At 53.2% G+C, this 23,093-nt stretch carries 18 protein-coding genes; 5 read left to right on the forward strand and 13 right to left on the reverse strand.

Going from position 1 to position 23,093, the window contains the following annotated elements; genetic code table 11:
• Positions 1 to 15: 15 nt before the first annotated feature.
• The 8 genes from ACTRXD_RS04020 to ACTRXD_RS04055 form a co-directional block, all read right to left on the reverse strand.
• A complete protein-coding gene (locus tag ACTRXD_RS04020) occupies positions 16 to 588 on the reverse strand; it encodes a GNAT family N-acetyltransferase (RefSeq protein WP_442430555.1) in 573 nt (190 codons plus the stop codon).
• 106 nt (positions 589 to 694) lie between these two features.
• A complete protein-coding gene (locus ACTRXD_RS04025; RefSeq protein ID WP_442430556.1) occupies positions 695 to 1,099 on the reverse strand; it encodes a hypothetical protein in 405 nt (134 codons plus the stop codon).
• Positions 1,100 to 1,223: 124 nt separating this feature from the next.
• Entirely contained in the window at positions 1,224 to 2,207 is a 984-nt protein-coding gene (rhuM, locus tag ACTRXD_RS04030; RefSeq protein ID WP_442430557.1) for a RhuM family protein, read from the reverse strand.
• Between the two features lie 224 nt (positions 2,208 to 2,431).
• Positions 2,432 to 2,644 (reverse strand): DUF2283 domain-containing protein, encoded by a 213-nt coding sequence (locus ACTRXD_RS04035; RefSeq protein ID WP_442430558.1) that lies wholly within the window; start codon positions 2,642 to 2,644, stop codon positions 2,432 to 2,434.
• On the reverse strand, positions 2,629 to 2,940 hold the full coding sequence (locus ACTRXD_RS04040) for a hypothetical protein (RefSeq protein ID WP_442430559.1): 312 nt from the start codon (positions 2,938 to 2,940) through the stop codon (positions 2,629 to 2,631). Before ACTRXD_RS04040 ends, ACTRXD_RS04035 begins: the two co-directional genes overlap by 16 nt.
• Positions 2,937 to 3,188, reverse strand: a complete 252-nt coding sequence (locus ACTRXD_RS04045) for a hypothetical protein (RefSeq protein ID WP_442430560.1) — start codon at positions 3,186 to 3,188, stop codon at positions 2,937 to 2,939. The genes ACTRXD_RS04040 and ACTRXD_RS04045 overlap by 4 nt, the downstream gene beginning before the upstream one ends.
• Positions 3,181 to 6,987, reverse strand: coding sequence for a hypothetical protein (locus tag ACTRXD_RS04050; protein ID WP_442430561.1), 3,807 nt, complete (start codon positions 6,985 to 6,987; stop codon positions 3,181 to 3,183). Before ACTRXD_RS04050 ends, ACTRXD_RS04045 begins: the two co-directional genes overlap by 8 nt.
• A gap of 593 nt (positions 6,988 to 7,580) precedes the next feature.
• Positions 7,581 to 8,231 carry a thiopurine S-methyltransferase gene (locus tag ACTRXD_RS04055; RefSeq protein ID WP_442430562.1) on the reverse strand — a complete coding sequence of 217 codons (651 nt, stop codon included), beginning with the start codon at positions 8,229 to 8,231 and terminating at the stop codon, positions 7,581 to 7,583.
• A 700-nt stretch (positions 8,232 to 8,931) separates the two neighbouring features.
• Here ACTRXD_RS04055 and ACTRXD_RS04060 point away from each other — a divergent pair.
• Positions 8,932 to 9,165, forward strand: a complete 234-nt coding sequence (locus ACTRXD_RS04060) for a hypothetical protein (RefSeq protein WP_442430563.1) — start codon at positions 8,932 to 8,934, stop codon at positions 9,163 to 9,165.
• A 198-nt stretch (positions 9,166 to 9,363) separates the two neighbouring features.
• Positions 9,364 to 10,455 (forward strand): hypothetical protein, encoded by a 1,092-nt coding sequence (locus ACTRXD_RS04065; protein WP_442430564.1) that lies wholly within the window; start codon positions 9,364 to 9,366, stop codon positions 10,453 to 10,455.
• 396 nt (positions 10,456 to 10,851) lie between these two features.
• On the opposite strand, the gene ACTRXD_RS04070 is transcribed toward ACTRXD_RS04065, so the two are convergent.
• Both ACTRXD_RS04070 and ACTRXD_RS04075 read right to left on the reverse strand, forming a co-directional pair.
• On the reverse strand, positions 10,852 to 12,933 hold the full coding sequence (locus ACTRXD_RS04070; RefSeq protein WP_442430565.1) for an amylo-alpha-1,6-glucosidase: 2,082 nt from the start codon (positions 12,931 to 12,933) through the stop codon (positions 10,852 to 10,854).
• A 3-nt stretch (positions 12,934 to 12,936) separates the two neighbouring features.
• The gene (locus tag ACTRXD_RS04075; RefSeq protein ID WP_442430566.1) at positions 12,937 to 15,606 is read right to left on the reverse strand and encodes an MGH1-like glycoside hydrolase domain-containing protein; all 2,670 of its coding nucleotides are present in this window, start codon (positions 15,604 to 15,606) and stop codon (positions 12,937 to 12,939) included.
• Positions 15,607 to 16,539: 933 nt separating this feature from the next.
• Between ACTRXD_RS04075 and ACTRXD_RS04080 the strand changes: the two genes are divergently transcribed.
• From ACTRXD_RS04080 to ACTRXD_RS04090, 3 genes are all read left to right on the forward strand, one after another.
• Positions 16,540 to 18,969 (forward strand): sigma-54-dependent Fis family transcriptional regulator, encoded by a 2,430-nt coding sequence (locus ACTRXD_RS04080; RefSeq protein WP_442430567.1) that lies wholly within the window; start codon positions 16,540 to 16,542, stop codon positions 18,967 to 18,969.
• A gap of 209 nt (positions 18,970 to 19,178) precedes the next feature.
• A complete protein-coding gene (locus ACTRXD_RS04085) occupies positions 19,179 to 19,436 on the forward strand; it encodes an STAS domain-containing protein (RefSeq protein WP_442430568.1) in 258 nt (85 codons plus the stop codon).
• Positions 19,437 to 19,460: 24 nt separating this feature from the next.
• Positions 19,461 to 20,267 carry an RNA polymerase sigma factor gene (locus tag ACTRXD_RS04090; protein WP_442430569.1) on the forward strand — a complete coding sequence of 269 codons (807 nt, stop codon included), beginning with the start codon at positions 19,461 to 19,463 and terminating at the stop codon, positions 20,265 to 20,267.
• Positions 20,268 to 20,638: 371 nt separating this feature from the next.
• Here the strand turns inward: ACTRXD_RS04090 and ACTRXD_RS04095 are convergent, their stop codons facing one another.
• The 3 genes from ACTRXD_RS04095 to ACTRXD_RS04105 form a co-directional block, all read right to left on the reverse strand.
• On the reverse strand, positions 20,639 to 20,932 hold the full coding sequence (locus tag ACTRXD_RS04095) for a type II toxin-antitoxin system RelE/ParE family toxin (protein ID WP_442430570.1): 294 nt from the start codon (positions 20,930 to 20,932) through the stop codon (positions 20,639 to 20,641).
• Positions 20,925 to 21,191, reverse strand: a complete 267-nt coding sequence (locus tag ACTRXD_RS04100; protein ID WP_442430571.1) for a type II toxin-antitoxin system ParD family antitoxin — start codon at positions 21,189 to 21,191, stop codon at positions 20,925 to 20,927. The genes ACTRXD_RS04095 and ACTRXD_RS04100 overlap by 8 nt, the downstream gene beginning before the upstream one ends.
• A gap of 261 nt (positions 21,192 to 21,452) precedes the next feature.
• Positions 21,453 to 22,790: a M20/M25/M40 family metallo-hydrolase gene (locus tag ACTRXD_RS04105; RefSeq protein WP_442430572.1), complete on the reverse strand. Its 1,338-nt coding sequence runs from the start codon at positions 22,788 to 22,790 to the stop codon at positions 21,453 to 21,455.
• Positions 22,791 to 23,093: the final 303 nt, after the last annotated feature.

Here is a 23,093-nt window from a genome sequence, read left to right on the forward strand (position 1 = left end):
GCGTAATGCCTCATTTCAAGGGTGACCGGTCAGGTGGCTGTCGTCACAGAGTGAACGGAACATAATGCGGGCATCCTGGTAGGTTCCGTCGTCCTTGCGCACCGCTTGGGGGAGGGTGGCGAGTGCACGAAAGCCCAATTGCGTCCACAGACGATAGGCCACGTGATTCTCCGAAAACACCAGGTTGAAAATCACGCTCCGAAAGCCGACCCCTCGGGCATGGTCTAACATCGTCTCTCCAAGGAGACGGGCCAGCCCTTTTCCCCGCCATTCCGGTGCGACGATAAATCCCGCGTTGGCAATGTGATTTGCCCGGCCCGGCCAATTGGCTTTGACGTAATAGGCTCCGGCCAGTTCCAAGGAACCAGTTCCGGTTGGTGCAAAAGCCATCACGGTGCCACAACCTCCAAACCAAAAGGCCTGAAATTCTTCATCGGATGGCATCTGCTCATGGGGAAAAGAAGTCCCTTCAACGACAATCACGTTGTACAGGTGGCGAAGCGATTCGATATCCTTGGGTTCGGCCAGCGCCAATCGCACGGCCGAACCATCCTTCAATTGTGTGTCCATGGGAAAACGGATTGGCATCGTTATGGACAGGGTCCCATTATGACCGCCGCTTTCTTTGATCAGGTCTGCAGCAACACATGAATTTTTTTGAAGGGGAGCATCCTGTCTGAAATTACTGGGCGTCTCAGTACCCCCGCCCGGTGCTCCCGCCTTTCATGCTGCCTAACGGAAGAGCATCATAGCGTGCCTTCAGATCCGGATGCTCACTGAGATACCCCTTTACGGCGGCATCATCGGCAAAGACCTCAGGGCTGCGCTGGCGATATTCCTCGATCGTCAAATCATGTTTTGCCAATAACGCACTGAGTTTTGTATTGATATCCGCGCCCATTTCCTTCATGGCCTCCGGTGACGGCCGTTGACCTTCTCCGTACCCCTTGCCACCCTTAAAATAGTTCGTCATCATTTCGCCGATCTCAATACGGGCCTTCACATATTTCTCCACTTCGGCCGGTTCTGTGGCCAAGCCGGTTCCGGCGAAGAGGACAACACTCAAAGAAATGCCGATCATCATGCGTAACAGATTCATGGTCATGATTTCCTTTCAAAATGTGAAAATAAAAAATTGGTACCGTCTAGACACTTCCTTCATAGCATCGCCGTCCAAGGTCTTGTGTGTCAATCGGCGCAGACAGTGTGTGCTGTGCTGGTGCTCATCCTGGATCGTGTTGACAGAGGAGGTGCATGACGATGCGTACCAACACGTCCTTTTCTCCCGGACGGCTTTCCGCCATCATCAGGGTCATGGCCACGAGTGTGGCATCCGAAATCAAACGCGCCCCGGCGGCATTGGTCAGGACGTTGTTGCGTTCCAGAAACCAAAGAAATAACGCAGCCGCGATACGCTTGTTGCCATCCACAAAGGAGTGGTTTTTCACCAGGAAATAGAGTAGGTGGGCCGCTTTTTCCTCTAAGCTGGGATAGAGGTCTTGTCCACCGAATGTTTGCATGATCGCTTGGAGGCTACTGTGCAGGCTTTCATCTTTTTCCTGACCAAAGAGGGCCGAACCCCCAAATCGTTCTCGCAAACGATCCACAATGCCAATGGCTTCCTCATAGGTTAAGGCGTAACGTGTCAGGCTTCCAGTCCGGGGGGCGGGCACCCGTTGGTGGTCATAATCGTCAAGCAGGTCCAGCGCCCGGCTATACTCGCCTACCATGCGGAGGAGCGCGGTGGCTTCATCACCGGAAAGATCCCTATGTTTCGCCATGGACGCCACCAGCCGGACCGTCTGTTGGAGTTCCTCCAGCCGACGCTGGTTGACGGAGTAGCCTTTCACCAGATGATCACGCAATATCTGTGTCGCCCAGATGCGAAATTGTGTGCCGCGCTTGGAGTTGACGCGGTAACCGACGGAGATAATGGCGTCCAGGTTGTAGTGCTTAATGGTGCGAGTGACCCGTCGTTTGCCTTCCATTTGAACTACCGAGGAATCCTCGGCAGTTGCCGATTCGTCCAGTTCACCTTCGTGAAAGATGTTCTTCAAATGTAAGCCGATGTTGTCCGTGGATGTATCGAATAGCTCTGAAATTTGCCGTTGCGTAAGCCAGACGGAATCCTGCTCAAGTCGCACGTCCACCCGGATTTCGCCGTCCGGGGTCTCATAAACGACAATTTCTCCGCCTGCCGTGCTCATGCGTAGAGTTTCTCAGGATGTAGAAAGAAAAGTTGGTTGGTCGAGTCGGGCCCAATATAACATCTCAACCGGGTTTCGTGCAGGTCAGGCTTCATTCACACGAAATGTTTTTTGCGGAAAAAGAGCAGTATTTTGTTTTGAAACCTTTAGTGCAGATAACAGCTTTGAGGGGAGAAAGGCAGGGTCCAAAGTGACAAGAGGATTGATGAATTCCCGTGGTCCGGTTATCTGTCCGTGACGAGTTCAGCTTCCAGGGGATGATCTTTTTGAAAACGGCTGACACCGAAAACGCTAAATCCCAACACATGGCCTTGTTCATCGACGCGCTCCATGACCGCCTCATGACCGGTAGGACGCATAAATCCAGGGGCGTCTTTAAATTGGACTTCCAAAAAGTCCCCTTCCGGATCGAACCACACTTTTACTTTTTCGGCCATATGATTGCTCCGTCTTTGAGTTGGTCGGTTAAATAGGCCGTCACAACAAACGCATCATCTGTGCCATACTTTACCACGACACAGAGCCATTTCCCACCCACACGTGTCTTGGCATAAAATTCGTAAAATAAATGAACAGTGGCGTCTGATCGAGAGCGCCGAACTTCGGCTGGAGCTGAGAGGACTCGTTCAATTTCCGTCGCCATGTCGGCCATTTCTTTGTGTTGAAGAATGTGGGCCACACGCTCATTCGTGAGCCTCACACTTCGTCCGAAACAATCTTGAATAGTTTTCACACGCTTCTTTCGTGGCCGGTCTTTCCGTCGGCCGCAATTGTTGCATTTTTTGCAACGGTTGCCTCTCTCTCCAGCTCACCAGAAGTGAATACAGTCCGTAAATGCCTTGAAATCACGGATTTATCGCGTCCGAACAGCTCAGCCATCTTGGTCAGGCTGAGCCAACCTGTGTCCTTGGTGAGTTGAACGTCGAGGCGAACTATCCCATCCGGTGATCGATAAAACAACACCTCTCTTGCCTCAATCATCAAAGTGCTCTCTCGAAACCACTCTTTCCGCTTCCCGTTCGTATGACGTCGCCAATTCCCTGAGCGTAATGGCCAATCGGTGATATCCAGCATTTTCGACGGCCTCGCCTTGCATGCGATACTTATTTTCGAGTTCTCTTTCCGGCTTCCCTGTCGGGTCAACCGAGTGGACGCCACGCGAGTTGTATAGCTCGGTCCGAAATCCCTCCCGCATATCACCGGCATCTTTCGCGTTGAGAGCTGCTGCCGCTGTCCGAGTGATCCATAGCCCATCCGAATCCGGCGGCACGTGGATAAGTGCATGCCCCACCATCATCAGTGCGATCTCAAGATGTCCAGTCTCCGAGCACTCCTTTTTAACGGACTCCAGCCAGCGGTTAAGGGCATTGCCGTCGAACGTTCCGTCTTCTTTCAAGCCGGGAGGATTTCGCCATTCGCTCAGCAGACGATAGGCGTTGGTTGCAATTTTCTTTCTTTCCTCCGTGGGCTCTTCAGTCGAGGGTTCTTCCTTCTTTGAGCGAAAGACAAGCCGAATCACCTCGCAGAAGAATTCCGGTTTAGTCGCCAACCGTCTCTCAAGTAGTTTCGGCAAAGCATCAAGGTGGCCATCCAGCAGTGGCAAGTACCCCCATTCCACCCGAAAGAGGTCAGTAGGGTTGGTGCCCGGGTCAACCTGCAGTGCCTTGATAATCTCGACTGTCTCATAGGCATCCATCGCGTGAGGCCCTTCCGATGACTTCAATGCAGAAAGCAATGCGTGTACCGCCCGTCCACTATCGAAGGGTTGCTTGTCATGCAGCATTCTATTAAGGCACCTTAACGCCGCGTTTGGCCTTTCATGCTGTATGAGTTGATCGATGGCAAGTTGAAGGTCGCTCTCGGTTTCGTAGGGATTCGCACTGGTCTTCCTCCAGTACGTGGCCTCATCACCTCCAAGAAGCCGCTTCGAGCGTTCCCATGTATCCGGCGAAAATGGCAAAAAGGAGAGGAACTGGCCAATTTGCGAGGGTGACCATTGTGAGGTGTCGATGTCATCGACCCACTGCCAACCACAGCCATGAAACCTGCTCCTGACGAATCCACCTGCGAATTGCACAAGCTGCTTCTGTTCGGACTCAAGCAGATCTGGTACTACCGCCCCATCGAACTCTTTGCCTGCCACCGCTCCGAAGGCTATTCCGACACGCCAAGGAGACTGGACAGCGGCAGCGAAGGTAAAAACCGCATGAGCGCCTCCATCATCAGCGACTTCGTTTACGGCTTTTTGTCGGATGAGGTCGAGGTTTTTGCGCTGCTTATCGTGGTTGCCTTTCTCTTCGTATAGGTCGAAGTCGTGCTCGGTAAAGAGCCGTTGGTGGCGAAACGCGGGCGCGGTGGGCGCCAGCCGCTCAGCGAGGGCCGCAATCTTGTCGACCTGCTCAGGCGGCATGGCCCATTTAACATCTGAGAATTTCCTGTGTTTCGCCACCAGATCGACGAGTTCGGTCCATAGGCCTAGCCTTTCAGCTTCTGGCATTGTGATTACTGCGTCTGACGCAAGATGCGCCATTAGCTGTTCGTGGGCCATTGGGGGCAAATTCTCTATATGTTCGATGAGCTCAGCGAGCTTCTCGCGGTTATTCTTGGCAGCAGTGATTGCCATTTCTGAGTAGAGCGCAATTTGCTCCAAGTATTCGGAGGGCTTTACGCCCTTCGACCAATCATTGGGAATCGTCTCCCGCCAGGCTGGCCTCCGTGTACCGGAAGACGATGAGTGTGAATGGGGGAGGAGGCCCACCAACAGCTTCCATCCGATGTCTGGGATTTCCGCAAGTAGCGTTGCCACAGTTGCACCGCGTCTCGCAAGTGAGGCGCATGTCTGCGGGAACCACGGCAACAGAATTTTGGCAAGGGAGTTGGCCGGACGATTCGCCCAACGTCCACCGGGATCTCGTGCAGCAAGCTCCCCTAGACAAATCCCCACGCGGCTTAGGTGGTCCTCACTCCAGGCCAACGTCTCTAGAGCCCAAAGCACGCCACTCATGTATGTGCGGCCCATGAATCCGTCCCCCTCTTGGGCAAATACTTCATTGAATGGGCACGGTTCACTGTTGAGGGCCTTCTCGACCGCATCAAGAAACTCTCCCGGAGCAGCTTCCGCAAGCAGGGGAAGCAGATCGTTGAGGCTGGCCCAACGCTGCCAGTCAGCGTCAGCAAGAATCGATCGGACGGCGAGAACTGCCGTTACCTCGCCTTTGCCGAGCGTGCATGAAGTAAGCGCATTAGGATGACTCCCGAGAATCGCGAGCGATTCTGCGAGCCCATTTCGTAAGAGGTGTGAGTGCGTCAGAACCTTACCATGGATGCTGGAGGCGTAGCGCTCCTCGGCCGGAAGCTCGAATTGCGGGTCCCTCTCGCGCAATACGAAAACCGCTGCGGTGTGTAAACGGTCCAGATGCTCGTCAAAGAGCCTGGGGCCCAGCGCGTACCACCCTTCATAGCGTGCAACGAACTTCCAGTTGCCGTCTCGTTGAGATAGGGGAGTGCCTCGATAAAGCGTGATATTACGCATCATACCGATCCACTCCCCGTAGGAGTTTCCCGATACATTCTCCACGATGGTACGGTCCGCATCTGAATGTTCGTTCCAAGATCCCAGAAATGCCGCGACTGCAAGTTCGGCGGCCGCAGAGCTTTCAGCCCATTCGGGTATCAGAGATAGGTTCTGCAGACACCTGAGCAATGAGCCGAGGTTCCCACCGCTCTTCTGCGCCAGAGTTCGTGCACGCTCCTCATTATATCCAGCTTGCTCTAGTGCTTCCTTTAGCTGGTGGCTGCGCGGCGCAGAAAGCGACACACTCGTCGGATCGGGGATGCCTCCCGCAGCTCCACCAAAGATGACGGCATGGCCAGACCTTCGGGCCTTCTGGATTAGCTTCGTTCCCGGTTCGCCGCTCAGATCAAGAGTGGAATCGGCAATCAGAATGTGGTTTTCCCTTTGTGTGGCCATCGCGTTCCACGCGTCGGCTCCGGAAATGACAAGACAACGTCCAGCGGCATCCGCGCGAGTCTCGTCGTCGAGGTCTGCCAAGTATGCAGAAACAAAATCGACAACCTGATCAGGGAAATGTGTATTGAGCTTGAGCTGGGGTGCATTCCCGGCAAATACTTCTTTAATCTTCCCGCACGCCTCATCCCGATTGGCTAGGAAGACTTTTGGCGTCAAGGGTGGCGGTTCACCAATTGACCTAATCAAACTCCAATGTTGCTCAGGTGTGTCGATCTGCTGCACGGGCAAACCGACGACCGTCTTCTGTGCAAGCCACAATCCTACAGATGGAAATTGATGAATCCAGTCAATTAGCTTTGTCCCATCAATCACTCGAATGTCCCGCCATTCGCCTTTCGCCAGGCGGTCTTTAAGCCAAGTACCCTGCGCATCCTCCTTCCATGTGTGCTCCCAATCTCTCCGTCCGGAAAGGGGCGTTACGAATACGAAGGTAGATTCAGTTCTGGCACTTTCTGGTATTGTTGACACGAGACCATTGTAGTCCTCTGTCGCCTTAACGCCGGCCTTAATCCCAGTTCCGATTTCCCAAAATGAGCGGCCCTCGGGAACGAACGGATCGAAGGCAAGATCTACATCCAATAGCCCATCAGGCCCATGCTGGCCAATGCTGTCGCCGAGAGGGAACCGGCGTTCCTTCGGTCTAGGCGATGAGGCGGCGATGAGGCGCCAGACAAGTTCAACGATCACGCCCTGCGCGTCTGTGGCATTACCACGGACCCAAACGTCGAGTTGGTTTTCTGTAATTATCATTCTAGTGCCTCCATCAACAAGCCTTTTAGATTCTTTGCTCCTAACTCGCCGGAGTTGAGCTTGGCAACAGTTTGTGGCGCAGGTTGGCAAGGGTAAGAGATTTCCGCTCCTTGACTTCAATCCGCTCGCAGAGAGGTCAGGATAGCCAACCTCTTTATTAAAGTACAGATGGCTTTTGGTATCTTTGAAAGACACAATTCCTGTCACAGTCTAGTTGGGATGATAAGGCCGAAGGTTCACATAAATACTAAACCTATCGGATGGATTCCCTATAACGAATGTCGGGAATGAGAAAGGTGGAATTGTTTTTAGAGATGAGCAGTCAACAAAAAGAAGACGTGCTGGGAGACGAGGGCATATTGTAGCTGGGCACAGATTCTTCGCCGTGGGCTCAGAATGACAAGGTTTGGGGTACCTCAGAAATGACAAGCCGGTGGGGGCTCAGAATGACAACTTAGGTGGGGACTGCCTGGAGGGTGTGCCAGGCGTTGAGGACTTTTGGGTCGGACCGGGTTTGAGCGATGCTGTTGCATGTAGAATGCGAGGGTTGTCCGTCAAAATTTTCCCCGATGGTACCCATTGGGCGATGAGTTTTACTGGATCTTTTCAAGAACGTAGACTTTCTGCGTAAGGCTGTCTATTGAGGAGAGTCTCGGTCCTTCATTTTTTGGCTTTTGGCTTTCTTTCAATGTAATGGTGAATTGATCTTCGTACAGATCATGAATTTCTTTTTCACCAACATGAAAGGGAGGTCCATCCATTTTTGATTGGTCATAATCATAGACGATGAGAAGGTATTTCCCCCCGTGTTTAAGGGATTGCTTGATAACTTGTGCGTATCTTTTTCTCATTGGGGCTGGCAGAGCCACGAGTGCCGCCCGATCGTATATGTAATCGTAGGAGTGGTGTTCATTGAGTTTGAAGAAGTCCCCGCAGCTGATGATGATATTTTCGTGAGTGTAATGGGTGAAATCTTGATCTTGGGCTATGTGAGGGGATGAGAGTCCATTTTCCGAAAAAAAGTCTTTCACGGCCTGGGTATGCAATTCGACCCCATGGACATGAAGATTGAGCCCCTGAAGCCAAAGAAGATCCTTTGATTTCCCGCAGAGTGGAACGAGCACACTCTGTCCCTTTTCAGGATTGAATTGGGGAAAGTACTCCGTCAGTTTTTCGTGATAGTGTTCCCCGTGGAAGCCTGTTCTTCCTTCGTTCCAGGCTGTTATCCAAAATTGAGAATCCATTATCTCTACTCCTTGTCTTTCTGTTTTGCCGTTGGTCGGGAGGCCATTGCGAAGACGAACGTTGTGAATCTAAGCAATGAAGCTTTCAATGTTGGCCATGAGATCAAACTTGTGCGGGATAGATTCCCTGTGCCTTTCTCATGGAAAAAATTCCAGGGCATGTTACCCAACCCCTACAAAAAAGGACAGATGGGTTTGAGAAATATTCGGACAGGAGTTTTATTCCTCTGCCCAAATTCTTTACAGCGCAGGCTCCCTCGAAAAGATGGAGCTCTGCTAACTGATGTGGGGGATGACGGAAGGGGATTGTTTTTAGTGAGGGTTCGAGGAAAAGAAGACGATCTGGAATACGAGGGCATCTTTGGGTTGGACACAGATTCCTCGCCGCTGGCTCAGAATAACAAGATGGATGGGAGACTATTTTAGTGAGGGGAGGAATCTCTGAAGCGGGTGGTTGGGGGTGCGTTTGAACGAGACCTTCTGACGACGGGAAACTTAGGAGTTACTTGAATTTTGTGCGACCATGGGGTCAGCTACAATATTGAAACCTTGAAAATTCATGAGATCAATGAGGCCCACTAACGGATTTTCGAGGGTGGAGTGTGGTTTCGGTTCGTCATGGACATGACTTCTTCCTGGATTCGATCCTGCAGAAGCAAGTTTTTAGACGTGGATCAAAACTGGAAAAGGAGAGCTCTGGATGATCAGAAATGAGGCCAGGGAATTGAGGTTTGGTAAGGAGGGCGAGGTGCAGATCATTTCCTGGGTTGATTTCGCGACCGTTGAAAAGCGGATTGGGCGTATTGTCAGTGCAGCGCTATTTTCGGTGGCTGGCAAACCGGCCTACCTTTTGCAGTTTGATTTCGGCGGGGAAGTCGGCATGAAGCAATCGTGTGCGCAGAACACGCATCTGTCCAAACGTGATGGGCTGTAGGGAAAGCTTATTGTGGCGTTTCCAATTTGGCGCCCAAGTTGATCGGTCCGGTGATGTCTGAATATCTGGTCACCGGATTGTTGCCTACGGTCAACGGGGAGGGCGCGATGTGTGTCCCGGATAAGCCGGTTCCTCTGGAACAAAGATGTTGAAAGCATGGGGTATCAGCCCCGCCAACCTTTCTCCAGGAGAGCGTCTATGCGTCGAGTGCTCGTTTGTCTGTTTGTGCTGGTCTTCGTCACGGGACCTTCCGACGGAATGGCCCGGCGGGTGCATCTTTCCTCTGAACAGATCTCGCAGTTAGCTCAAATCCGTATCATCCTTCTTACTTCAAGCGTCAGGACGGAGGAGGGGCTCTTTCAGTCAGAGGCGTTGCATGCTCTGGTTGCGAAGCGATTTCATGAACTGGGGTTTTCGGTTGTAAACGATTCCGCGGCGTCGCATGATGTGGAGTTTCGCGTGTTTTGTGAGGAGCGGAAACGGTTTGTGGGAACCACACCTGGGGGTGGGGATGCGGAATTGGAGGAGGCCCCGGATCGTCTATGGAATGGTCCGGCCTGCCGGTTCCGATATCATTTGAATGGTATAGACCTGGGTTGGCTCACGGAGGTACGGGCTCCTTCTTCTGATGAGACGTTCAGTATCCGTGAGTCCGGGGAAGCCTTTGAAGAGAGTGCCGTGTTTGCCTCGCTGCTTCAAGAGGTGGCACGATCGGAATTTCCGTTTTTGGTCATGGCTGACTGGGGACATGGCTCACGGTTAGCCTCGCTCCTGTTGGATCCTGAAACCCAACCCGCTCACCAACAACTCATTGTCCGACAGTTGGCAGATTTTTCCACTTCCACATTTCTTCCTAGCCTGCTGACATTTATTCAACGGCAGCATTTTCCGGTGGAAGCGATTGAGGCCCTGGCCTCCGCGGGGGAGGAAGGGTTACCGCACCTTGTGGCGTTGTTCCAGGACCGGAACCAGTTGCCTATGATTCAGGCGTCCGCCGTCAGAGGGATTGGCCGGATTTATGGCACTACGGGAAATCGGGCCGCGTTTGAACCGATGGTGGAGTATCTGGCAGAAGCGGTGGATACGATGGCCTCGTCTGATGATATTGAGTTTCCGGTGCTCACGGCAGTGGTCTGGTCTTTGAGCAACAGTAGGTCAGATCGGGTGCTCGGACTTCTGCATCTCCTCCAAGCGAAAATCTGGATCTATCATGATCCATCCGAGAACATGCATGAGCTTCGGGAAGCGGTCAGTGCCGTGTCAAAATTTCTTGATCACGTGCAACTCTGAGGTGATGAGGTGTGAAAATTACGGGATTATGGATAAGAAAATTCCTGGAAAAGGCGAGCAGGAAGAACAAATTCAGTAGATGAATCCCCAATAATCAATGTCGGGGATGACGGAGAAGAGGTTCTGGGAAACGAAGGCATCTTCAGGCTGGGCACAGATTCTTCGGCATGGCCTCAGAATGACAAGACGGGTGGGGGGACTGCCTGAAGGAATCTGATGATCTCGGGGAGGTGTGGAGTCTTTTGGCTGGGCTCAGATTCTTCGGCGTGGCCTCAGAATGACAATTGGGGAATAGCTCATAAAGACAATACTAGGAGGAATGATCGGGGAGACAAGTCTCTGGGGAATGAGAATGACAACAGTCGTGGGGCTTAGCAGGATGACAGGATCGTCTTATTATTTTGGGGTGTGGTTTTCTGTTCTATGCTTGTGGGTGGACGCGTGAATGAGATGCCAGGCGCGGAGGATTTCGGCCACGGTCCAGGCTTGGGCGATGCAGCCACGTGGAGCGAAGGGCGGTTGGCCGTCAAAGATTTCTCCCAGCGTTCCCAGTCCGTAATCGTTGAGAAGATGAGCCATCGGCGCAAGATACGATCGAGCAGCTTCGGGGTTGCGATAGACCCGAAAGTGTGCCAGCACAAAAGGACCAAGTAGCCAGCCCCACACGGTGCCTTGATGATAGGCGCCATCCCTCTGCCGGGTATCTCCTTCATACTGTCCTACATATTGGGGATCTTCCTGTCCCAGGCTGCGTAACCCATACGATGTGTAGAGATGTTGGGCGCAATAATCCACGACAGCATGTTGCTGTTTGTAGGTGAGCGGACTGTTTGGCAGGGACACGGCGAACAATTGATTGGGGCGTGGGGCCGGATCATGGCCATGCGGTCCGTCCACCACGTCATAACATCGGCGTAATCGTTCGTTCCAGAACCGTTGAAAGGATGTGTGAATGGCCTTGGCTGTTTGTAGAAATTCCTCGTGCGGCGCTTTCATGGTCCTGGCCAATTGGCCCAGGGTGAGCCAGGCTTGGTACCACAGCGCATTGATCTCGACCGGTTTGCCGACCCGCGGAGTCACGACCCGGTCTCCGATCTTGGCATCCATCCAGGTGAGCTGCACGCCCGGTTCTCCGGCATGAAGTAAGTGATCGGCGGGATCCATGCCGATTCCAAACCTGGTGCCCTTGCGGTACCACGTCAGCATCTCGACAAGCACGGGAAAGATCGTTTTGAGAAAAGCGCGATCATCGGTGGCGTCCACATACTGACGGACGGCCTCGATATACCAGAGCGTCGCATCAACGGTATTGTATTCGGGTTCCTCCCCCGCGTCGGGGAAACGATTGGGCAGCATGCCTTGATTGGCATATTGCGCGAAAGTCGACAGAATGCTGCGAGCGATGTCAACGCGCCTGGTGGTCAGGGTGAGTCCCGGCAGGCTGATCATCGTGTCCCGGCCCCAGTCCCCAAACCAGTGGTACCCGGCAATGATCGTATGACCGGTGTCGTGAGGGGTCAGGGGGCGTGATGCGATGAATTGATCGGCGGCCAGTGTGAGCTGTTGGATCCAGTCCGGCCAACCCTGGGGCGATTGTTTTGCCGTGGGTTCCGATTGGAGTAATGACATTTCATGGCGTCGACGTGATTCGAAACACGAAGCATCGGGTCTGGACGGCTTAAGATGGGTGCTGGCCATCCAGGTGATTACTTCGCCCGGTTTCAAGTCGAGGTTCCACGTGCCGATGTGCAGATGATGTTCGCGATCGGGAAGTCCCCGTTCGCGTTCGAGCGGCAGATCGTAATCGTGGTACCACATGTTGGCGGCTTCAACCGATCCTCCCGATGCGGATAGGATAAACGGAGAACCTTCTGCGGGGAGAATCTGGAGTCCATGCGGGATGGGCGTGGTTGAAAATTCCGGGAGGGTGTCCAGCGTGATGCTATGGTAGTCTCGGTGATTGATGAAGGCTCGCAGATTGAGGCGAATCGGAAGGGATCCTCTGGTGAAGGAGTACTGCACGTACGTGGTATTCTCACCGGGTTCCATCCATATGCGCTTTTCGACTAATGCGTCCCCGATGGCAAATGTCCAGACCGGTGTCGTGCCTTCCAGGCGGAAGCGTTCCAGGAAGACAAATCCCGCTGGCGCCACGGTTCCGCTATGCCAATGGTTGGTGGAGAGCTGAACGATTTTTTCCTGGTACTCCACGGTTTCTTCCAATTTGCTGACCAACAAGGTGCGTCCGAGGGGTGGCTTAAGGGCGGCAATGAGCAGGCCGTGATACCGTCGGGTCAGGGAACCCGCCACGGTGCCGGAGGCGAACCCTCCGATGCCGTTGGTGACGAGCCATTCCCGCCGTTCGGACAGCCACAAATCGCCGCAAATTTCTCTGCCAACATCCACGACCTGCGGCAGGATAGAGGTGTGTAAGGGATGTGGGGTGTCCTGGTGTTGGTGCCTCCGGTCGGGAGACATATCCTATTCTCCTGATTGTTCCAGCAGTTTGGTCACAAGTCCGGTCCAGCCTGTTTGATGGCTGGCGCCCAATCCCGCCCCGTTGTCCCCGTGAAAATATTCATGAAATAACAGGTAATCCCGCCAATGCGGATCCTGTTGAAACAAAGCGACTCCCCCGAAGACCGGTCGATGGCCCGAAGGATCACGCAGGAAGAGCCGATTGAGGCGACGGGAAATTTCCGCCGCGACTTGCCATAATGTCTGTTGCGATCCTGAGCCGGTCGGGCATTCCACGGTGAGATGATCTCCGAAGAAATGATGGAACTTTTGTAATGATTCGATGAGCAGAAAATTGACCGGAAACCAAACCGGTCCTCGCCAATTGGAGTTGCCGCCGAATAAGCCGGTCCTGGATTCTGCCGGTTCATAATCCACGCGATGTTCATGTCCATTTACATGGAGCACATAGGGATGGTCCTGATGGTATTTGGATAAGGCTCGAATGCCATACGTGGAAAGAAATTCCTCTTCATCCAACATGTACTTCATGACGCGCGGGAGTTGCTCTTGATCCACAATGGAGAGCATCCGGCGAACACTGCCATCAGGCAGGCTGGTTGAGCAGACATGGCGCCGGAATTCCGGGCGGTTTTCGATAAACCACAACAGGCGCCGTTTAAAGCCCGGCAAGGCATCCACCACTTCCGGTTCCAACGTCTCAACGGCAAAGAGGGGGATCAATCCCACCATGGACCGGACCTTCATTTGTTGAGAATGGCCGCCCGGGAAATGCAACATGTCATAATAGAACCCGTCCGTCTCATCCCATAGGGAGGCTTCGTGATTGCCTTCGCCGATGTGATTGATGGCATGCGAGATGTAGACAAAATGTTCAAAAAATTTGCTGGCCACATCGCCGTAGGCCGGATCGTGTCGTGCCAGTTCCAGGGCAATGGCCAGCATATTCAAACAGTACATGCCCATCCAGCTGGTGCCGTCGGATTGATCGATGTATCCGCCGGTCGGAAGCGGCGCGGACCGGTCGAAGAGGCCGATATTATCCAGTCCGAGGAACCCTCCCTGAAAAATGTTTCGGCCATCGGCATCTTTCCGGTTCACCCACCAGGTAAAATTCAGCAGGAGTTTGTGGAAAATCTTGGCCAACCATACCCGGTCGGCTTTGCCCCTGATGCGTTTTTCAATTTTATACACCCGCCAGGTGGCCCAGGCGTGGACGGGGGGATTCACGTCGCCGAACGCCCACTCATACGCCGGAATTTGACCGTTGGGATGCATGTACCATTCTCTGACCAATAGCCGGAGCTGATCTTTTGCGAAGTCCGGGTCTACCAGGGCTAAGGGCACGCAATGAAAGGCAAGGTCCCAGGCCGCAAACCACGGGTATTCCCATTTGTCGGGCATGGAAATGATGTCTTCATTATAGAGGTGCTTCCAATCCGTGTTCCGGCCATCTTTTCGCCCTGCGGGCGGCGGCGGTCCTGTGGGGTCGCCGGCCAGCCAGGTGCGCACGTCAAAATGATAAAATTGTTTGCTCCACAGCATGCCGGCAAATGCCTGACGCTGAACATTTTGCGCGTCCTCGGATTGCGCAGTCCCGAGTCGTTTGGCAAAAAACTCATCCGCCTCCTGTTGGCGCGCAGGAAAAATGGTTTCAAACTCTTCGCCCAACTGGCCCTCGGTCGGAGGGAGGTTGGTCAATCGCAGTCGGTAGGTGATGCTTTGACCGGGAGCAATCAACGGATGATAATGGACCGCAGCCTTCGTTCCGACTTGTGCTGGATTAACCGCCATTTTTGTCCCGGCGACGATATAGTCATTGATCCCGTCTTTGACATAGGGGCTGGCGTTGGGCACCCCATACAGTCGTTGCGTGTTGGTGTCATTTTCGGTAAAGAGTATTTCCGGAGTGCTTTCGCATAACAACCATCGTGCCCCGTATTGTTCATGATCCAGGTGGATGGCCTGCGCATCGCCAAGGTCTTCATCCCGATTGAGGGTGGGACGTGGAGCATGCGGCGTCCAGGACCAGGTGTTGCGAAACCAGATGGTCGGCAAGACATGAAGGTCCGCAAAATCAGGCCCCCGGTTATGGGCGGTAATCCTGATTAGGATGTCCTCGTGCGTCGCTTTGGCATACTCGAGAAACACGTCGAAATACCGGTTGTCATCAAACACACCCGTGTCCATCAGCTCAAATTCCCAATCGTGTTTGCCCCGCTTCCGGTTTTCTTCGATCAATTGGGCATAGGGAAAGGGGTGTTGGGGATATTTATACAAAAACTTCATGTAGGAATGCGTCGGCGTGGAGTCCAGGTAAAAGTAATACTCTTTGACGTCTTCCCCATGATTGCCTTCGTTCCCGGTCAAGCCAAACAAGCGTTCCTTCAGAATCGGATCTTTTCCGTTCCAGAGCGCCAGCGCAAAGCAGATCTGCTGGTGGCGGTCGCAGATGCCGCCGATGCCATCCTCGCCCCACCGATAGGCGCGTGAGCGGGCCTGATCATGGGGGAAATCTTCCCAGGCTTCGCCATTCGGACTGTAATCCTCACGGACCGTGCCCCATTGGCGTTCACTCAGATAGGGGCCCCATCGTTTCCAATGGACCGTCCGCTTTTTGGATTCTTCTAAGCGTTCTTCCTCGATGGTCAGGTGAGGTGTGCTGTTGGCCATGGATGGGGCTCCCTATGAACAGATGCTTGAAGGGTTATCGTTGGATAATTTGCAGGACATATCCGTTCGGGGTCCAGATCATCAGGTCAGGGGAAGATTCCCGTTCCGATCGCGGGATGTTGCCAGGCTCCGAAATCTGAAACCTGTTCTGAGATGTTGGCAATGTGTCACAAAGGTGGGTGAAGGTTTGTTAGCAAAAACAGATCCGCCGGAGAACAGATCGCTGGGCCGTCCATGAGTATATTCGAGCCTTCCTGCTCCGTTCCACAATTTTAGTGTATCACGAAAAAACCGTAAACTGTCCCAGGTATCCGGCCAGGATGGTAGGGGGAACAACCTCCGGAAATTCCCCATCAGCCCACGTAATTTTCCTTGCCCTGTTTCGCAAGGAACTTACAGGATTCCAGGAGCAGTCGGTCAAGCATTTTACGAAAATTATGGTTCGACCCATTCGATGTAGTTTTGAGAACAAGCCCTTCCGCCAATCTCAGGGCAGGCTCTAGAAGAGTCCTTGCCTCCCGGTGTCATCCTGAGAGCAACGAAGGATCTGAGCCCAACCCACCTACGCCATGGCTCAGCCGGATGCTTCGCGCGCCTGCCCTGAGTCCTTCGGCTTTTACTCAGGATAAACTCGGTCGAAGGGGCTCAGCATGACAATGCTGTTGAGGGTGTCTCCCACCCGGTCTTCCGGTTATCCTCAGACGTTCAATGGGCCTCATCAAGATTCATCTATTCAGAATAATGAACGCTGTAGGTATAGAATTCTATATTCTGTCTGATCCGCGGTCAGGGGAACGTTAGGGAAGTCGTCTGGATCATGTGGAAACCGATCTATTCCCTTTCCTCCGGCTCCTCGGAGATAATAGCGACGGTGAGTTCCTAAGCAAGACGGCCCGGTTTTTCTTACGCATTGCCATTTCAGAGGAGGATGCAATGGCTGAGGTAGGCACAACGTCTCCATTTCACTCTGAGGGAGAGCCCGTCCCTTCGACAGTTTCCGCTCAGATGTCTTCCCTCGGTCCCATCCCTGTGCTTCAGGACGAAGTGCTCCAACGAGTAGTCAAAGGGGTGGAGGCGCAGACGGGAGAGAAATTTTTTGACACCTTGGTCGAAAAGTTAGTCAGGGCGCTGGGAGTGAAATATGCCTATCTGTCGGAATTCAATCAAGCGGACGGATGTTTTTATTCAAAAGCCGGATGGTCACCGAACGGATTGGTTCCTCGTTTCCAGGTACCGGTTGGTGGTCCCTGTGAGGTGGCGTTGAATCATCAGGTGGTCCATCATGCCGACGGCTTGGCCGATTGTTATCCCAATGTCCAGGTTATTAAAGACTGGGGAGCCACCAGTTATTGCGGCCTCCCCCTCATCAATTCTTCAGGAAAGGTGGCCGGGCATTTGGCGGTGCTCGATGATAAGCCTATGCCCAACGGGGACTATACGGCTTTCATCATGCGTATTTTTGCCGCTCGGGCGTTGGCGGAAATTGAACGGGTTCAGTTGGACCAAGCCCTCAGGAAAAGTGATTATATTCTGCGGCTCGTCGATGAAGGCACCGCTTCGACCTCCGGAGGGGAATTTTTCCAGGCACTGGCTTGCAACCTGGCAAAGGCACTGGGTGTCCGGTACGCCTTTGTGGGGCAACTCATGGCAGATACCGGACGAGTGAGAACTCTGGCATTTTGGAACGGCGAGGCCTTCATTGAAAACTTTGAATATAATCTGGAACATAGCCCTTGCCAACAAGTGCTTGCCGGAGAAATCTGTCATTTCCCTGAACGTGTTCAACAACTGTTTCCACATGAAAAAGGGCTGGCCGATCTGGGCGCAGAAAGTTATTTGGCCATTCCGTTGCTCAACCAGGCCGGTGAAGTGCTTGGGCACCTGGCCGCGCTGGATGTGCGACCCATGGCGATGGACGCCAGGCTGCTTCCGCTCTTTCGAGTTTTCGGCGCCAGGGCAGGAGCGGAATTGGAACGCCAGAAAATTCATGCCAGGCTTGCGGAAAGTGAAGAACAATTGCGTGATCTGTTCGATGAGGCACCGATTGCCTATGTAAACGAAGGACTGGATTCCAGGTTTATCCGGGCGAACCGTGTGGCAATGCAGACCCTGGGCATCACGCCTGATCAGGTGGAAGGGACGTACGGGAAATCGTTTATCCCCGATACTCCAGACGCGCAAAAGCGGATGAAAGAGGTATTTGATTCGATTGGCCAAGGCACCGATACCGGCGGGGTGGTGCTGGAATTGCGCCGCAAGGACACGGGGAAACCCCTTTGGATCCAATGGTGGTCCAGGCCCGATCCCAGCGGGACCTATACCCGAACCATGTTCCTGGATATCACCGACAAAGTCCTCATGGAACAGGAAAAGGCCAGGCTGGAAGCGCAGAATACGTATCTGCGGGAGGAAATCCAAAGTGTGCACAATTTTGAAGAGGTGATTGGATCGTCATCGACTCTCAAAAAAGTCTTGCGCAATGTCGAGCGGGTGGCTCCCACTGATTCGACCGTACTGGTGACGGGGGAGACCGGAACCGGGAAGGAGTTGATCGCCAGGGCCATTCATAACCTGAGTCCTCGCAAGTCCAAGCCGCTGGTCAAAGTGAATTGTGCCGCCATTCCTGCCGGCTTGATCGAAAGCGAACTCTTCGGGCATGAGAAGGGGGCATTCACCGGAGCGTTAACCAAAAAAATCGGACGGTTTGAATTGGCCGACAAAGGGACGATTTTTTTGGACGAAATCGGCGAACTGCCTTTGGATTTGCAGGCGAAGCTGCTACGGGTCCTCCAAGAGGGAGAGTTTGAACGAGTAGGGGGCACGCAAACCTTTAAGGTCAACGTCCGGGTCATCGCCGCGACGAACCGGGATCTCGAGCAATTGTCCCGAACGGGGCAGTATCGGTCCGATCTGTACTATCGTCTGAATGTGTTTCCGATTCATCTTCCCTCGCTTCGGGAACGGGAAGGGGACATTCCGCTCCTGGCGCAATATTTTGTGCGAAAATGCGCCACGAATTTAGGAAAAAAAATCGACCGGATTCCCGAATCGATGATGGCGTCGTTGCGGCAATATGCCTGGCCCGGGAATATCCGCGAGTTGGAACATGTCATCGAACGGGCCGTCATTCTCACGGAAGGATCTTCCCTGGAACCCATCGAATTGTCGACGGGGGCGCGGGGAGACGGGGTGGTTTCATCTGTCATGACATTGGAGGAGCGTGAGCGGTTGCATATCATGGATATCCTGGAACAAACGGGTTGGCGGGTCAGTGGAAAGGAGGGGGCTGCGGAGTTGCTGGGGTTGAAACCCACCACCTTGGAAGCCCGAATGAAGAAGCTGGGAATTACAAGAAAAAAATAGGAGCGATTCCCAATATGTTGTGACCGTCACGAAATATTGGGAAAAAATATTGGGAATACCGCTAAGATATTCATTAATCAAATAATAAAAAACCTCATTGAAACCGGCCACTTGGATCCTGTCTGAGTGGCCGGTTTTTTTTGGCCCGATGGTTGCTCAATACTCTTTGTATGAAACAGTTCACATCAAATAATGAAAGACCCTGACCGATGGTTCGACTCACGGTCAAAGCCACACAGGACAGAGAAACGACCGTGGAAATCGAAGGACGAATCGTGTCGGAATGGATAAACGTAGTCGAAACAGAATGTCAGGGACTGTTGGCTCAAGGCAACAATGTGGTGCTTGATTTTTCAGCGGTGAATTTTGTGGGGGAGGATGGAGTCCGCATGATTCGGCGGCTCATCACCAAAGGCTGTCGCATTAAAAATTGTCCGTCATTCATTCAGCAGATCTTATTTACCTAAATGGTTTCGATGGAGGAGCATTTCATGAGTACAATCACAGCAGAATCAATGGATGGTCTGTTCAGTGTACAAGCGCCAAGTCGGCTCAGGAAAGCCGCCACCCCGGCGCTCCGGGTATTCGAAGGCCACGACCGTCACGAAGGTCACGCGGAAGACGATCCTGCCGAGGCGGCCCTAGTGAAACGCGTTCGACGCGGCGAAGAAACGGCGTTTAATGAATTGGTCGAACGCTATCATTCACCATTACGTCGAGTCGCCTTGACCTTCGTGCATAGCGAGGCGGTGGCCGAGGAAGTTGTGCAAGATACATGGATTGCGGCGCTGGAAGGCATTCATCGCTTTGAGGGGCGCTCGTCTTTAAAAACGTGGATCTTTCGCATTCTGGTTAATCGGGCCAAAACGCAAGGGGTGCGGGAAAGCCGGTACGTGGAATTTCCAGGAAAGGCTTCCGATGCCGAACAAGGAGGAATCGACATGGTGGATGAATTGCCCGTTACGCCTGGAGGGGAGGGGTGGCCTGGAAATTATTCCGGAATCATTTCCTCCCAAACGGAAGCGTCACCTGAACGGAAGTTGTTGAATAAGGAAATGGTCGAGCGGATATACGCTGTCATTCACACCCTTCCGGCCATGCAGTGCCAAGTGATCCTCCTGCGGGACGTAGAAGGGTTAGGATCGGAGGACGTTTGCCGAATGTTGAGCGTGTCCGAGTCCAACCAGCGGGTCCTCTTGCATCGGGCGCGCACTAAAGTTCGTCAGGCCTTGGCACCTTATATGGATGAGCCAAAACCGAATGCATTAAGGCCCCCCGCCCTCAAGTCGTGTGCCTGACCGGTACAGAGGGGAATATCCTATGACTTGGAAACCGGTGATTGGGTACCGGGAATTTTGGACTTAGGAATGGACTGATGCCTGGTTCTGATCCTGACGTTGTGCAGTCCTCTTGATGGGACAATCGGGAAAAGGCCATGGTGTTTGAAAGAAAAGTCAGAAACGAAATGGGTCAATTGATGACCGACCAAGGATGGCATTGTTCGGGGAAGCGATGACTAACATCAGGCGCCCATTGACGGTAGAGGATTCATGGTGAATACGGTCCGTTTCCCCCCGATAATCATAACCGGCATAAGGCTGGCGATCGCCACAATGGCAAGTATCCTATCCAAAATATACTCCATAATGGCGGTCCAATATGATCCCGGTCACCCACGCAAATTTTTCTCAGGGTCTTGTCGGCCCAACACCCGCATGATTTCCACGCCCTGGTCATCAATGCGGTAGTAAATTGAATGCCCGCCGAAGACGCTACGCCGGTAGCCTTCGCGAATATCATGCACGGCCTGATACAGGTAGGGTTGTTCAGCGATAAGGGTAAACCGCTGTTTCAATTGCTCGCGGTAGCGGTCCGATTGGACGATCCCAAAATGCTCATCCCCGTATTCGGCGATGCCTGCCAAGTCGTCTTCGGCTAATCGGAATAGGCGATACTTAACCACGACCGGCCTTACGCCGTGTTCGGGCTTCGGCCCATATCTCATCCACCGATTTCTTGCTCACTCCGCTTTGCTCGCCTTTAATAAGGGCCTCGCGGATAGCCTCAATGTGTTCGGGGGTTTCCTCCTCGCGAAGTTGTCGTTCCCGGATGAGTTCGCGGACGACTTCACTTTCATTGCCAAAATGTCCTCTGGCGATTTGAGCCTTGATCCATTCATCCTGTTTGTCCGTGACCGAAATGCTTTTTTTTACCATCGACATAGGTAGATCCTCCATACTGTGATATTCATGGATTCCTACTTAGTAGTATATCCTACTCCATGGCGGCTGACCAATATTTTCTGCCTTTGCCGTTTCATGTAAAGATGAAAATAGCGAGCTATACCCGAGAATAGTGTTTAAGGGGGAGTCGAAAAAAGGCGGCTGGGGTTGGACCGGGTGTTGGAAGGCATTTAACCGAGTGAAGGCTGTTCATCCTTCAACACATGGATGTTCCACAAATTCGGATCGAGAACCCAACGGCTAGCGGGCGGCCGCTTCAACCAGGCTCTCATAATAGATACGGATTCCGGTCTCGAATTGGTCGACAGGGATTCGCTCAGCGTCACCATGGATGGACGTGGCGAGTGCAGTACTGAGCACAAGGGGAAGGATGCCATAGCATTTGGCCCCGCGCAGACGAAACATTCTCGAATCGGTTCCGTAAGGAATTATCATCGGCACGACGGTCGCGTCGGGATGATGCCGTGTGATGGCGGTGGACAGCGCTTGAAACATCCCGGTGTCATGAGGCGTGACGACGGATTGACTTGCCGGGTGAATAACCTCAACTTCGATTTCATCGCCGAGCCTGGACTGCACCTCTGCCAAAAAAGCTTCGGCATCCATACCAGGAAGCAAACGAGAGTCGAGAGTCGCAACGGCCAGTGAGGGAATCACATTCGCCTTGGGCGGATCTCCGACACCAGACCGGAGCGAGGTGAGCGAGACCGTCGTCTGCTGGATGGCGTTCGTGAACCGGTTGGGCGTAAGTGGGCCGAGCCGGGTCTCGAGTGCGTCAAGGACCGGATTGGGGATGGTCGGAAATGGCGCACTGAAGAGCCGATTGAGCGCGCGCATCAGCGTGTCATTGGGATTCTGATCATGCGGTTGTGAGCCGTGTCCGGCGACCCCGCGGGCCGTCAGACGAAGCCAGAACGCCCGCTTCTCCGCCACGGAAATCCCGAAGACCAACTTCCCGTCCACGAAAATCTCGCGACTGCCAACTCCACCCTCGTCGAGGACATACTCGGGATCGAGTTCGTCATAATGGTGGTCGAGCATATAGCGCGTCCCCATTCTCCCGCCGATTTCTTCGTCGTTCACAGCCATAAAAATCACATCGCGATCGAGAGAGACCTTCTGCCGTGCCAGCGTCAGAAAGGCATAAAGTTGAAGCACACCCGTGCCCTTCATGTCGATCGCGCCTCGACCCCAAATGTGGCCGTCTTTGATCTCGCCGCCAAAAGGATCAACCGAATCCCAGTGCCTCGCATCGGCGGGCACCACATCCATATGATGGAGCAGCAGAATAGGCTTGGCATCGCCCGTGCTTTTAAGCCGGGCTAAAATATTGATTTTGCCCGGTGCAGCTTCGTACCGCCTGACCGTGATCCCCTCTTCTTCAAGAACCTTCTGAAGGAAGCCGGCGGCCTCGGTGACATCACCCGGCGGGTTGGTCGTGTTGAACCGAAGATACTGCTGCAAGGTGTCGACGGCTTCGCCCACGGTAGTCTTCCAGTCAACGTCCTGCCCCATTGCCGCCGTCGCGGGTATTAGCAGAAACAACAGGCAGAGAGTTCTCAGAACCAAAATTGTCATCGCGTTTTCCCTCTGTAGTTCATTTTTACGGCATGCATATTTGGGAAAGTCAAACAGTGTATACCATCAGTGCCGACTGAAGGCTATCATTATTTATTTGTCTATTTGCCATGAAAAAAAGTTTGGCAATTGAAAATTTTTTATAAAATTTTGCTCTTGGATACCCCCCAGCTTGCTGGGGGGAGGAAAAGAGCAAGCCCGCGAAGCGGGCTGAGTTTGGTATTCTTCCATGCATGAGTCTCAAACGAACCAGAGGCGCTGTTTACGATCTCAAGTATCATGTGGTGTGGGTGCCTAAATATC

Origin of the sequence: Nitrospira sp. T9 (assembly GCF_052156535.1) — a bacterium.
Taxonomy (GTDB): Bacteria; Nitrospirota; Nitrospiria; order Nitrospirales; family UBA8639; genus Nitrospira_E.